General features: G+C 44.1%; 6 protein-coding genes and 1 CRISPR repeat array (1 of these 7 only partly in view). All 6 genes read left to right on the top strand.

Translation table 11 applies throughout. The features are described 5' to 3' along the window. Nucleotides 1-147: 147 nt before the first annotated feature. The 6 genes from cas1f to cas6f all read left to right on the top strand — a co-directional run bounded on the left by cas1f (nucleotide 148) and on the right by cas6f (nucleotide 8872). Nucleotides 148-1113 (top strand): type I-F CRISPR-associated endonuclease Cas1f, encoded by a 966-nt coding sequence (cas1f, locus tag AEA42_RS10430; RefSeq protein WP_055647681.1) that lies wholly within the window; start codon nucleotides 148-150, stop codon nucleotides 1111-1113. Nucleotides 1114-1495: 382 nt separating this feature from the next. After that, nucleotides 1496-4882, top strand: a complete 3387-nt coding sequence (cas3f, locus tag AEA42_RS10425) for a type I-F CRISPR-associated helicase Cas3f (RefSeq protein WP_037430898.1) — start codon at nucleotides 1496-1498, stop codon at nucleotides 4880-4882. Continuing rightward, on the top strand, nucleotides 4867-6225 hold the full coding sequence (gene csy1, locus AEA42_RS10420; protein ID WP_037430897.1) for a type I-F CRISPR-associated protein Csy1: 1359 nt from the start codon (nucleotides 4867-4869) through the stop codon (nucleotides 6223-6225). The genes cas3f and csy1 overlap by 16 nt, the downstream gene beginning before the upstream one ends. A gap of 1 nt (nucleotide 6226) precedes the next feature. Next, complete coding sequence (csy2, locus tag AEA42_RS10415) at nucleotides 6227-7219, top strand: type I-F CRISPR-associated protein Csy2 (RefSeq protein ID WP_037430895.1); 993 nt, start codon at nucleotides 6227-6229, stop codon at nucleotides 7217-7219. Nucleotides 7220-7237: 18 nt separating this feature from the next. Beyond that, on the top strand, nucleotides 7238-8224 hold the full coding sequence (gene csy3 / locus AEA42_RS10410; RefSeq protein WP_037430894.1) for a type I-F CRISPR-associated protein Csy3: 987 nt from the start codon (nucleotides 7238-7240) through the stop codon (nucleotides 8222-8224). Between the two features lie 9 nt (nucleotides 8225-8233). Further along, a complete protein-coding gene (gene cas6f / locus AEA42_RS10405) occupies nucleotides 8234-8872 on the top strand; it encodes a type I-F CRISPR-associated endoribonuclease Cas6/Csy4 (RefSeq protein WP_037430892.1) in 639 nt (212 codons plus the stop codon). Nucleotides 8873-9027: 155 nt separating this feature from the next. Continuing rightward, nucleotides 9028-14345: a CRISPR direct-repeat array (repeat unit 24 nt; unit sequence ACTGCCTTACAGGCAGCTTAGAAA) (it continues 3895 nt past the right edge of the window).

The raw sequence follows: 14345 nt of genomic DNA, 5'->3' as shown, positions 1-14345 counted from the left end.
CTTTACCTGTGAGGCTTTTACCTGATTGCAGATCTTTAAGGGCTTGTTCGAAGTTAAAAGGTTGGGTCATGTGTCATTCCTGTTTTTGAATATTTTACTGAAATGACACAGAATTATGAACACTACCAGAGCATAGTAAGGTTTTTTATGGATGATTTTTCACCTTCTGATCTAAAAACAATTCTGCACTCAAAGCGCGCCAACATGTATTACTTGGAATATTGCCGTGTGATGCAAAAAGATGGCCGTGTGCTCTATTTGACCGAAGCCGATAAAGAAAACCTCTACTTCAATATTCCGATTGCCAACACCACCGTACTCATGCTCGGCAACGGTACTTCAATTACTCAAGCCGCCATGCGCATGCTCTCACAGGCTGGCGTATTGGTGGGGTTTTGTGGCGGCGGCGGTACGCCACTGCACATGGCTTGCGAGGTGGAATGGTTCACGCCTCAGAGCGAATATCGCCCAACAGAATACTTACAAGGCTGGCTCTCATTCTGGTTTGATGATGAAAAGCGCTTGGCCGCCGCCAAACAATTTCAAAACGCACGGATTGATTACTTGCAGCGCGTTTGGCGATCAGACCGAGAATTAACGCTTGAGAAATTTAATCTACAAGATGAAGTAATAAAGCAATCCCTTGATACCTTTCACCAACGTACTGAAGCCGCGAGTAAACCAGCCGACCTGCTCCTCACGGAAGCGCAGCTCACTAAAGCCCTGTACAAGTACGCCGCCAATAACACAGGCAAAGAAGGCTTTACGCGTCAGCATCAGCCGGATAAAAAATGCACCGACAAAGCCAACGATTTTCTCAATCACGGCAACTATTTAGCCTATGGGCTTGCGGCAAGCTGCCTGTGGGTGCTTGGTATTCCGCACGGCTTTGCTGTCATGCATGGCAAAACCCGCCGAGGCGCTTTGGTATTTGATGTCGCGGACTTAATCAAAGATGCCATTGTGCTGCCGTGGGCTTTTGTTTGCGCCAAAGAGAACGCCAGCGAACAAGAGTTTCGCCAACAAATTCTGCAAGCCTTCATTGAGCACAAAGCCCTCGACTTTATGTTTGACACAGTAAAAAAGGTTGCGCTGGAAAAGAGAAAAGAATAGTGCGGCTTAGCGCCGCACTTGCTACCTGCATGGCAGTGAACATGAATGTGAGTACATATTATTTCTAAGCTGCTATAACGCAGTGAAAGGATGGTAGCTACCTATTACGATAAAGACAAGTTTTTCTTGAGTCTATGTTAGTACTTATTAGGTTGATCTTTTGTGGGGTTCATGTATTGTATATTTTGTGAACATTGAAACGTGTGGTGTTTTGATGAAAAGATTGATCAGTATTTATTGCTACATAAAGAATTGCTTATGGATATTATCTCTCTGGCTAAAGGACATGATGTCAAAGCCGGAGAACACTGCAACTTTTTTAATGTTACTAAAAATTATTAATGAAATTAAGCGATTGCTATATTGATTTTGGACTAACAATATGATGGTCACCTTTGTTTCTCAGTGTGAAAAAAACGCGCTTAAGAAAACCCGTCGCGTACTGGATGCTTTCGCCAACCGGATTGGCGATAACACCTGGCAAACCCTGATCACCGAAGAGGGATTGTTAACGGTGAAAAGAATGCTGCGTCAAACCGCCAGCCGCAGCACCGCCGTCAGCTGCCACTGGATTCGTTCCCGTTCGCGCAGCCAGTTTTTATGGGTGGTGGGGAATAAAAAAAAATTTAATTTGGAAGGTGTGGTGCCAGTCAATACAACTGCGCTAAATCTTGAACACAAAGAATGGGAACAAGGGTGGCAGTTGAATGAAGTGATATTGCTGGCAGCAAGCATAGCGGGTTTGTTTCATGACTTCGGTAAAGCCAACAACTTATTTCAAGCTAAACTAGCTGGAAAAACCAAGCAAAAAGGTGAACCTTATCGCCATGAATGGGTATCACTGAGGTTATTTGAAGCCCTTGTCAAAGGTAAAGCAGATGAAGCTTGGCTCACAGAATTGGCAACACTTTCTGCTACAAAAGCGGCAGAGTTAGAGCAATCTATGCTCAGAAACCTGTGCAAGGATTACCAAAAGCAACAACGTGTGTTTGAGCATTTATCGCCTTTGGCAAAGCTTGTCGCTTGGTTAGTGGTGTCACACCACAGACTGCCCTTAGATCACCGTTGCGAATCACGAATAGAACAAATGGATCAATGGTTAAACACATGCGCTTCCAGCCATTGGAATTCAGCCAATGCTCTTGATTTAAATGTTTATAGTGCAGAAGCGGTTACGCAAAACTGGCTGTTTAAATTTGGCACACCTTTATTAAGCCGCACTTGGCAAAATAAGGCACAAAAACTGGCGATAAGAGCACTAAAAAATCCGATTTTTAGCGCTAAGAACTCAGATTGGTTAGGCCAAAGCTTTGTTGCCCATATTGCGCGAATGAGTTTGATGCTGGCAGACCACTATTATTCATCATTGCCTATTGAAAAATGTAAAACGGCATGGCGTGACATAAATTACCAACCTATTGCAAACACAGATAAAACAGTAAGTTCGGAAAAAAGTACGGCGAAGCAACGGCTTGATGAACACAACATTGGCGTAGCGTCTAATGCGCTGCGTTTTATTCAAAATTTACCAGCGCTTAAAATGACTTTGCCCGCTATTACGCAACACAGGTTGTTTACTAAAAGTGCCGATCAAGCAAAGTATCGTTGGCAAGATAAAGCGTTTGGCGAAATTAAAACGGTTGCAAAAGAATCCGAAAAAAGAGGTTTTTTTGGAGTCAATATGGCGTCAACTGGCTGCGGTAAAACCATTGCAAATGCTCGTATCATGTACGCTTTGGCTGACGAAAGGGAGGGCTGCCGATTTTCAGTAGCATTAGGATTGAGAACGCTCACTTTACAAACGGGAGATGCCTACAGAGATCTTTTAAAATTAGGCGATGATGAGTTGGCGGTACTTGTTGGCTCTCAAGCGGTAAAAACTCTTCATCAGTTAAGCAAAGAACAAGAAATCGTTGGGTCTGGGAGTGAATCGGCGGATGACTTATTCGCTGACCTTTATGTTAGCTACCAAGGTCAAATTTACGATGGTCGGCTCAAGCATTGGCTAAGTAGTAGCTCCAAGCTAGAGCAGCTAGTTAGTGCTCCTGTTGTTGTCAGCACGATAGATCATTTAATGCCAGCGACTGAAAGTAAGCGTGGCGGTAAGCAGATCGCACCTATGCTACGTTTGTTGACCTCCGATTTAGTGCTCGACGAGCCAGATGACTTTGGTTTAGAAGATTTACCAGCACTGTGCCGTTTGGTTAACTGGGCGGGGATGCTTGGTTCTCGAGTGCTATTGTCATCGGCTACCTTGCCACCTGCACTGATTAAAAATCTATTTGATGCCTACCAAAGTGGAAGACAACAGTTTAATCAAGCGCAGTTTGGCGGTAATCAAAATGGCTCTGTAGTGTGCGCATGGATTGACGAATTTTCAAGCACAACCAAAGAAATCAGTGACAAAGACAGTTACCTTGAGCAACACAAAATCTATGTAGATAAGCGCATTGTAAAACTGCAACAACAGCAGAAAGTGTTGAGGAAAGGCCAGATTGTTAAACTAGAGCCTGCGAAAGCGAGTTCCGTGTATCAACAAGTCGCTCAGACGATTTACACAAACATGCATCAACTACACGCTGCGCACCATATACAAAGCCCATGCGGTAAAAAGGTGTCGCTAGGGGTAGTGCGACTGGCAAACATTAATCCAATGGTCGCCACGGCCAAAGCCCTGCTTGCGATGCCAGCCATGCCAGATCATGAAATATATTATTGTGTGTACCATTCTCAATATCCTTTGGCACTTCGCTCTTATAAAGAAACACGCCTCGATAATATATTGTCACGACATAATGAGAGTGATCTTTGGCAGCAGCCAGAAATTAACAAGGCATTAAAAGCCAGCAAAGCAAATAACTTAATTTTTGTGGTCATTGGTACGTCGGTAGTAGAAGTTGGACGTGACCACGATTATGACTGGGCGATAGCTGAGCCAAGCTCAATGCGATCATTGATCCAACTGGCAGGCCGTATTCAACGCCACCGCCAGCAAGTGCCAAGCGATAATAATTTGTATGTGCTAAATCAGAATATTCGTGCTCTAAATGGTGAATCAATCGCTTATTGTGACCCCGGCTTTGAAAGTAAAGCCTTGCCCCTTGGTGAGCACGATCTCAATCATTTGGATACGGAGCTTGAAAATATATCGGCGATATCGCGAATCACTGAGCCAAATTTCAAGAGGGAAGATTTTATGTTTGACGCCCACAGCACTGATAAACAAGCCAATAAAGTGACGAACTTTTTGGTACAAGAGCATAGAGCGCTGAGATTTACGTTAGAAAAGATAGGCGGAGATAATTACCAAAAGCAGTTTTACCGCAACGACAAAGAAGCCAACCTTTGGTGGCGCTCAACTCACCCACATGATGCTCACTGGAATGCCGAATTTATTCGCCAAACGGAATTTAGACAATCGCAGCCACAAGAAGCGTTTGTTTTGCGCGTCGAAGATGAGGCGCTATGTTGGAGCCAACTCGATACCAGCAAAAAACCGTATTGTTACGTCAGCAAAGAAACGCGTTTTACACAAGATACCCCCCCTTTAGCACAAGGGTGTCATTGGTGGTTTTCACACAGTGTGCTCGATACTTACCAGCATTACGCTAATGCACTTAATTCAACCTTACAACGGGCCAGTGAACAACTCGGCGAAGTGAGTTTGCGGGCAGAACAAAATGAACAATCTATTACTTGGAGTTGGCACCCACAACTGGGTATTTATCAGGATATAACAACGAAGGAAGACAAATGGACAACACCTTGAGCGATGCCATTGCCGATTATATTGAGCAACGCAAGCAAACTAAGCTAGAGCCACTTTTAAAAGCCTTAAATAAAGTGCTCGACAAAAGCGACGATCCGGTTGAGATAGCAAAAGCTAAAGCCGATTATGCAGAACAAGCAACGCCGATTGAAGAGGCATTTAACCCTGCAACTTGGTTAACTGATGCCGCAAAACGTGCCAAACAAATTAGCTTGGCGACCCATGCTCCCAAGTTTACTCATAGTGACTCTAAAGCCAGCAGTATATTAGTGACACAGTATGAGGTGAATAGCAGTTACGTAACAACAACTTGCCTTCAAACAAAAGCCATTGATGCTGTAGGTAATGCTGCGGTTCATGATGTGGCAAAATTGTTAATGATAGAGGTAAAAGGCGAAAGTTTAGTAACACAATTACAAGAGAATCATCTTAGTGCTTTAAAACCGTTTACCCAAGATGAGTGGTTGTTAAACGAATGGCAATCGGGCTTTAACGAAGCGCTGGGCGATGCAAAACTCTCCGGGCATACTTTAACCAAGCAGCTGTATTACCCGGTGAAGCAAGGTAAGCAAGCTGCACAGGCATATCACTTATTAGTGCCATTAACCTCTTCAGCCCTTGCCCATAAACTGCATAAAACAATTACTCAAACCCGCTTTGGTGATGAGGCTAAAGCAATAAAAGAAGCACGTAAAAAAGGGCATTATCATCCACAAGATTCTGTCAATTTTGTCGCGACTGCCATTCAGAATTTTGGTGGTTCACAACCTCAAAACATTTCACTTTTAAACAGCAAAAGTGAACGAGGAAGTAAGTGTTATTTACTCAATTGTGCGCCGCCTACGTACCAGGCCCAAATCACATCACCAGCCCAACAGACTAGCTTTTTTAGCCGTGAGTTCAGTTATCAAACTGCGCAACACATTAAAGAGTTTAAGGCGTTTTTAGCCAACTTAAAGGAGAGTGACCGTAACTTTAAAACCCGTTACAAGCGTGACTTCTGGTATACACAGCCCATATTAGACAATCTGTTTGAACGTGCAGCTTTACTGCAAAATCAAACCGAAATAACAGGCTGGGCGACAGAGCCTTCAGCCAAAATGAAAAAAGCACATCGTTTGTGGCTTGATGTATTTAATCGTCACCCGGTGTTTCAAACAGAGCGCGAAAAAGGTGAATGGTTAGAGGAAGTTGCCCACGACTTTGCCACTTGGTTGCTGAGAAAGTTAGAAAACAAAGATGCCTATATTCTAGGAGACAATGAGCATCACTACTTCAAAAAATTGTGTTTTCAGCAGTTAAAAGCGTTTGAACGGCACACGCCAAAATGGGGAGGTCAATAAAATGAGCCAATATGTATTAATCAAAAAGCTCAATGTGCAAAACGCTAATGCCATTGCAGGGCTTACCTATGGTTTTCCTGCAATCACCAACTTTTTAGGCTTCGCACATGCCCTTTCTAGGAAGTTACCGTCAACCTTGAATGTTCATTTAGGTGGTGTCGTGGTAGTGAGTCACAAAAATCAAGTCCATGCTCGTCAACCCAAAGGGTGGGGAGATTTTGTTTTTGCACTAACACGTAACCCGCTTACTCACCAAGGTAAAACGGCCCCGATTAATGAAGAAGGCCGCATGAACATGCAAGTGTCTTTATTGGTTGAAGTCAAAGGGCTAGTTGCAGGCGACACACTCACAGAATTCGAGCTTAAAGCTCAGCTTAATCAGTTGATCCCAACCTTAAGGTTGGCAGGTGGGCAAATACTCGGCTTTGAATCTTGCGAGCTGTTAAATACCGAAGAAAAGCAAGCCTATGCAGTGCGCCGTTTAATGCCGGGGTTTGTGCTTATCGATCGCCATAAATATCTTGCTGAGCGCTATGAGCAATTAAAAGCGGAACAAGATGATGCTTGTTTATTCGATGCATGGTGCGATTTTGCTCAGTTAACCTATCGTGCCAGTCAAACTGAATCCGAACAAGTTGAAGATAATCGCGATATAGAGGCGACAGCTATCAAAGCGCAATGGAGTTATGTAGCCAAGCCAAAGCCGGGCTATCTAGTACCAATTGCTACAGGATATTGTGCCATTTCTCCCTTATATACATCTGGCGAAGTGGCCAACGTCCGAGACAACACTGTACCTGTGACTTTTGCTGAAACAGCATACAGTGTGGGGGAGTGGCTAAGCGTACACCGCCTGCAAAGCATCGAAACTGCACTATGGCATTACGCGGACAATCACCCTTGGTACATTGCGACCACAAATAACTTTATACAACCCATTATTGAGCCTGACTTTATTAACGGCGAAGCGGCATTTAACCCAGATGATTTTTAAGAATATGGAGATTTAACTATGGCAGACGTAAAACTAACAACACCTTCGGTATTAGCCTTTGAAGCAAAATTAATTCCTTCTGATGCATTAATGTTTGCGGGCAATTTAGACAAAGATACTTGGCAACCAGTACTTGTAAAAGAAAAAGCAGTGCTAGGTACAATATCGAGCAGGAAAGATGGCAATGTAAAAGGTAATGACCCTATCGCTTTGAATAAAAAGATCACTAGCGCTAACCCTCAAACCGTTGATGTTGCCGCGTTACCCCATGATTGCGACACGCTTAAATTAGTTTTCACTCTACGTATATTAAGTGGTTTACATGTACCGTCTACTTGTAATGACCCTGCTTACCAAACGGCACTCGGTGAGATCGTAAAGCACTACCAAATAGAAACGGAATTTAAAGAGCTGGCAAAGCGCTATGCTCACAATATCGCGAATGGGCGCTTTTTATGGCGTAATCGCGTTGGCGCTGAGCAAGTTAAAGTTGTCGTGAGCGTGGGTGAAAAGCAACTTAGCTTCGATAGCTACGAGTTTAGTTTAAGAGACTTTGACAGCGGTGAAAAACTGAACGAGCTAGCGCAAATTATCCAGCAAGGTTTGATTGAGCGTCATACATTGATCAAAGTCGAGGCTTATAGCCAATTAGGGCAAGGTCAAGCGGTTTTCCCTTCACAAGAGTTAGTAATGGGGGGAGGTAAAGGTGATAAGAGCAAGTTTTTATATCAACTTGACGGTCAGGCAGCAATGCACTCGCAAAAAATTGGCAATGCCCTAAGAACCATTGATACATGGCATCCGCAAGCTGATGAAATAGGCGCGATTGCCGTAGAACCTTACGGCTCAGTCACGAATCGTGGCGCAGCATATCGCCAGCCAAAGGAAAAAACGGATTTTTATAACTTGTTAGATGCGTGGCTACTAAAAGGGAAAGCACCATCGTTGGAGCAGCAACATTATGTCATGGCGATGCTGATCCGCGGTGGTGTGTTTGGTGAATAAGGAGTTGTCATGAACTACTACCAAGAAATCACCTTGTTACCAGAGGCAGAAATACCTCTTGCCTTTCTTTGGCAAAACGTCTTTCAACAAGTGCACATTGCTTTGGTGGAGCAAAAGGTGGCGAGCAATCAATCGCTCGTTGCGGTCGGTTTTCCTGATTATCGTCAAGCGCAGTTTCCGCTTGGCAGTAAGTTGCGTCTCTTTGCAAAAGAGCCAGCGACATTGGAAAAGTTGGATATCCACCGCTGGCTAACTCGGTTAGAAGACTATGTGCACATCAAAGGGATCAAACCCGTACCAAGCGATGTAACTTACGTAAGCTTTGTACGCAAGCAGGTGAAATCGCCCGAACGAATAGAGCGGGATATGCAGCAAAAAGCCGCACTATGGGCAGCAAAATCCGGTAAACCGCTGGTGGAATGTTTAGCGGATTTGCAACAAAGCAAGCCGACAACATTGTGCTCTTTGCCGTTTATTTACTTGCATAGCCAGCAAACCAAGCAACGCTCACCAGAAAAAAACAGCAAGTTTCCGCTGTTTATTCAGATGCAGCAGCAAAGCACATCACAAGATGGGAGCTTCGATTGCTATGGCTTGAGTAGCAAAGCGAATGGACAGTCAATGTTGGCTACCGTACCGCACTTTTAAATTGAACGAAAAGGTAAGTTTTAACCCTTTATTTTTTGCTCTTTAAAAATATAATTTAAATACAATAAGTTACAATGGGTGGTTTTTAATAAGGTAAAAAAGTAATTTTTATCCTAACTGCCTGTTGTAACTTATTTTTATTGATTTAGTCTATTGTTTACTGCCTTACAGGCAGCTTAGAAATGTAACCACATAAACGGCCATTTACTTTACAAGTTTACTGCCTTACAGGCAGCTTAGAAAAACAATTCGCTGAATTAATGCAACAACGGCTGGTTTACTGCCTTACAGGCAGCTTAGAAATCAATGGTACGCGCTTGCGCTTTGCCGCTGGGGTTTACTGCCTTACAGGCAGCTTAGAAAATGTGGCTGCACACATCATTTAGCCATTTATTGTTTACTGCCTTACAGGCAGCTTAGAAAAAGCAAAGTCGTTAGGCATCATCTTTTATCGCGTTTACTGCCTTACAGGCAGCTTAGAAAAGAACGAAGGCACCCGCACTCAAGCCATAGATGTTTACTGCCTTACAGGCAGCTTAGAAAATCAGTAGGGAATGCCACTGCTGGCTGTCCAGGTTTACTGCCTTACAGGCAGCTTAGAAAAGCGCACTTGATGACAAAGATTATCAGAGTGAGTTTACTGCCTTACAGGCAGCTTAGAAAAATTACGCGAAAACCTAGCGTCATTCCAAAGCGTTTACTGCCTTACAGGCAGCTTAGAAAACCAAAAACCGCGCTGGTTTTACGATTTACAAGTTTACTGCCTTACAGGCAGCTTAGAAACTACACTGACGCAGACTGGAAGCCAGTGCAGCGTTTACTGCCTTACAGGCAGCTTAGAAAGCTAAAGTCGAGAACTAGGTGATCGACCTTGTGTTTACTGCCTTACAGGCAGCTTAGAAAATAACAGCTGTGGCAATGGCGTTTCGCTGTATGTTTACTGCCTTACAGGCAGCTTAGAAATTGAAGCAGTTTTGCTGGACTAGCTTTGATTTGTTTACTGCCTTACAGGCAGCTTAGAAATAAAGGGGTGTTAAATATGAAAATCCGCAATAGTTTACTGCCTTACAGGCAGCTTAGAAAAACGAGCAAAAACGCACCAAGGCGATAAAGGAGTTTACTGCCTTACAGGCAGCTTAGAAAAATTAATGGCTGCAGCTAAGCGTATTGATGCCGTTTACTGCCTTACAGGCAGCTTAGAAAATTAACCTCAGTTAATTATGATCAAGCAAAATGTTTACTGCCTTACAGGCAGCTTAGAAATTAAGCTGGCCACCTTGCTGCAAGAATACCGTGTTTACTGCCTTACAGGCAGCTTAGAAAGTGCAGATGCTGATAGTGCCTTAGCCTCACAAGTTTACTGCCTTACAGGCAGCTTAGAAAAAGGCAAGCCGCTGGCCTCACACACGGCGCGAGTTTACTGCCTTACAGGCAGCTTAGAAAATGCACAAACGGACGGCCAAGTAGCGGTTTACGTTTACTGCCTTACAGGCAGCTTAGAAAATGACAGGGCTTAGTGCAGGGGTTAGCTTTTGGTTTACTGCCTTACAGGCAGCTTAGAAACAATGAGCAAAAGCGCACCAAGGCGATAAAGGAGTTTACTGCCTTACAGGCAGCTTAGAAACAGCAAAAAAGCCTATTGGCTGAACAGTCGGTGTTTACTGCCTTACAGGCAGCTTAGAAACAGCGAGAAAATGCCAAATTAACGGAAGAAACGTTTACTGCCTTACAGGCAGCTTAGAAAATCTGGAGTTAGTTTTCCTGAAGGGACATTGAGTTTACTGCCTTACAGGCAGCTTAGAAAATCCATGACGAGGACGGCTTTAGCGATGGGGAGTTTACTGCCTTACAGGCAGCTTAGAAAATCGACCGAGTACGTTTTAGTCCCCACAATCAGTTTACTGCCTTACAGGCAGCTTAGAAAATCACTTCACCCCTTGAACATTTGATTTATACGTTTACTGCCTTACAGGCAGCTTAGAAATTTATTGATGGATACGTATTTTAAGCTTGACCGTTTACTGCCTTACAGGCAGCTTAGAAATTGAGCCGCGACATGGAATTCATAAGTTGTTTGTTTACTGCCTTACAGGCAGCTTAGAAATCAGTAGCCACGTTGGCTGCAATCATCATTTCGTTTACTGCCTTACAGGCAGCTTAGAAATCAACGAGCGGAAGGCTTCAAACTCTCGCTAAGTTTACTGCCTTACAGGCAGCTTAGAAAAAGATGGCAAGAAAGTGATTGCTAGGCACTACGTTTACTGCCTTACAGGCAGCTTAGAAAGCCTAAAAACGACACCACAAATAGGCCCACGCGTTTACTGCCTTACAGGCAGCTTAGAAAATTAAACGAAAACTGATGTTCCAGAAGATCATGTTTACTGCCTTACAGGCAGCTTAGAAAAGTCGATTTCTTTGATGGCTTCTACCACGCCCGTTTACTGCCTTACAGGCAGCTTAGAAAGCACATCAAAAAAATACCAATGTGAAGTTACGGTTTACTGCCTTACAGGCAGCTTAGAAAATAAACGCGACGTACTTCTGCCGAAATGGCTGCGTTTACTGCCTTACAGGCAGCTTAGAAAATTCGGGCCCTCAATATATGGTAGTTATACTTGTTTACTGCCTTACAGGCAGCTTAGAAATCTGGGTGCTTAATGACTTGTGTTGCATTTGAGTTTACTGCCTTACAGGCAGCTTAGAAAAACCGCCTATCATGCGACCTATCTCGACGAGTGTTTACTGCCTTACAGGCAGCTTAGAAAGTTTCCGAACCTGTTCTAGTTGTTTCTAATGTGTTTACTGCCTTACAGGCAGCTTAGAAAATACGCTAATTACTTTCATGTTGTCACCTCACGTTTACTGCCTTACAGGCAGCTTAGAAAGATACGGCCACCGCTATGGCGCTTAAACTGTAGTTTACTGCCTTACAGGCAGCTTAGAAATCAAGCAAACCTCAGTCACCAAGCCACCTACTGTTTACTGCCTTACAGGCAGCTTAGAAAATCAGCTGCAACGTGTGCATATAATCCCCCAAGTTTACTGCCTTACAGGCAGCTTAGAAAAAATCGCCGCACTTGATGAATTTAGTGTGACTGTTTACTGCCTTACAGGCAGCTTAGAAAAACACCGAGCCTTTCTGCCTCAGGTGATGTTGGTTTACTGCCTTACAGGCAGCTTAGAAACAATGCTCAAGGCGTGGTAAGTGGTGCAGGTGGTTTACTGCCTTACAGGCAGCTTAGAAAAGCATTTTGCAATGAGGCTTTAACAAGAGCTAGTTTACTGCCTTACAGGCAGCTTAGAAAATGCCCAAATCTTTTGGCCCAGTTTCCATTTTGTTTACTGCCTTACAGGCAGCTTAGAAATTTCTAGGTATCAATCAAGCTAATCGCTATTCGTTTACTGCCTTACAGGCAGCTTAGAAATAAACGAAACTTTGTTGCTAGTATTAAATTGCGTTTACTGCCTTACAGGCAGCTTAGAAATTGAGAGCCATCGTTAGCCGCGAGATCAACTGGTTTACTGCCTTACAGGCAGCTTAGAAATTCCAAGAATGGCCATCACTACCGCCCTTGCGGTTTACTGCCTTACAGGCAGCTTAGAAAAGCTGCGCGGCGTGTCGATATTCCACGGCATTGTTTACTGCCTTACAGGCAGCTTAGAAAGTAGATAGTGTTAGGCGGCAGCATTGAATGCAGTTTACTGCCTTACAGGCAGCTTAGAAATTCATATGGGGTCGGTAATGCGTCAAGCTCTTGTTTACTGCCTTACAGGCAGCTTAGAAAGGAGCGGGTTAGTTAAAATTCAGGTATAAAAAGTTTACTGCCTTACAGGCAGCTTAGAAAGCTTGAGGGGGTTTCAATTACAGCCAGCGTTAGTTTACTGCCTTACAGGCAGCTTAGAAAGTGAAGTGGAATTAGCCGCAGGCAGTGGTTCAGTTTACTGCCTTACAGGCAGCTTAGAAATAAATGTGCTGGACAATCATTTACGTCACGGTGTTTACTGCCTTACAGGCAGCTTAGAAAATACTGGCACTCACTGACTCAGATCTCAAGTGGTTTACTGCCTTACAGGCAGCTTAGAAAACAAGCTGGTACTGCTGCCACTGTTCAATTCAGTTTACTGCCTTACAGGCAGCTTAGAAAAGATCTGATGGGGTGATTACACCTGAAGAGTTGTTTACTGCCTTACAGGCAGCTTAGAAATAAGAGTGGATCACAAAACTTACCCACCAAATGTTTACTGCCTTACAGGCAGCTTAGAAATTTACCTCCAGCAGCACCGATCGACAACCCGCGTTTACTGCCTTACAGGCAGCTTAGAAAGCTGCGGGTTGTGACGAGGTTTTTACCGATAGGTTTACTGCCTTACAGGCAGCTTAGAAATCAACGGTATCAGTCGGCAAAATAAACGCAGGGTTTACTGCCTTACAGGCAGCTTAGAAAACGCTGTTTAGCTAAACGGGCAAGCAGCTCGTGTTTACTGCCTTACAGGCAGCTTAGAAATGCACAAGGGTATTAATGTTCCAAAGCTTGCCGTTTACTGCCTTACAGGCAGCTTAGAAAGCGCAGGATGTGATTTTCGAAATCGAGAATACGTTTACTGCCTTACAGGCAGCTTAGAAAGACTCCTGCGAGCACGAGCTCGTGCCAGAATTGTTCACTGCCTTACAGGCAGCTTAGAAATTGTCGGTACGCCAATCTCGCTGCAGTTGCCCGTTCACTGCCTTACAGGCAGCTTAGAAAATTTGTCACATGGTTTTTTAGGATGGGCGGTCGTTCACTGCCTTACAGGCAGCTTAGAAATAGCAAAGCTGGAACCATTTTATTTACCTGCGGTTCACTGCCTTACAGGCAGCTTAGAAACATAGCTCAAAGCCTGCATGCCACTCGGCATTGTTCACTGCCTTACAGGCAGCTTAGAAAAACATCCAAGTCAGCCGCAGCGGTCGCGTAAAGTTCACTGCCTTACAGGCAGCTTAGAAAATTTGGCAGTGATACCCATTCATCACAGATATGTTCACTGCCTTACAGGCAGCTTAGAAACAATCGAGTATCGAAATTGCTAAGGCATATCCTGTTCACTGCCTTACAGGCAGCTTAGAAATTAGAGAGCAATTCCCAAACAGGCACACCGTTGTTCACTGCCTTACAGGCAGCTTAGAAAACTTGGCCCCAGCTGTTAACCTCAAGCCCTTGGTTCACTGCCTTACAGGCAGCTTAGAAAATTGGCCCCTTGAGTACCAATAATCGCGGGCTGTTCACTGCCTTACAGGCAGCTTAGAAAAACACTGGCTGGTCGATTGCCAGCCGGATCTCGTTCACTGCCTTACAGGCAGCTTAGAAATTTCGGCGCTTCGTCATTAAGGTTGCGCACCAGTTCACTGCCTTACAGGCAGCTTAGAAAATGCAAATGGCCTCCGGCATTGGTGGCATTGCGTTCACTGCCTTACAGGCAGCTTAGAAAATGCAAA

It is taken from the genome of Shewanella sp. Sh95, assembly GCF_001308045.1.
GTDB lineage: Bacteria > Pseudomonadota > Gammaproteobacteria > Enterobacterales > Shewanellaceae > Shewanella > Shewanella xiamenensis.
Note: the sequence above shows the minus strand (reverse complement) of the source record. Positions and strands in the feature narration are given on the sequence as shown.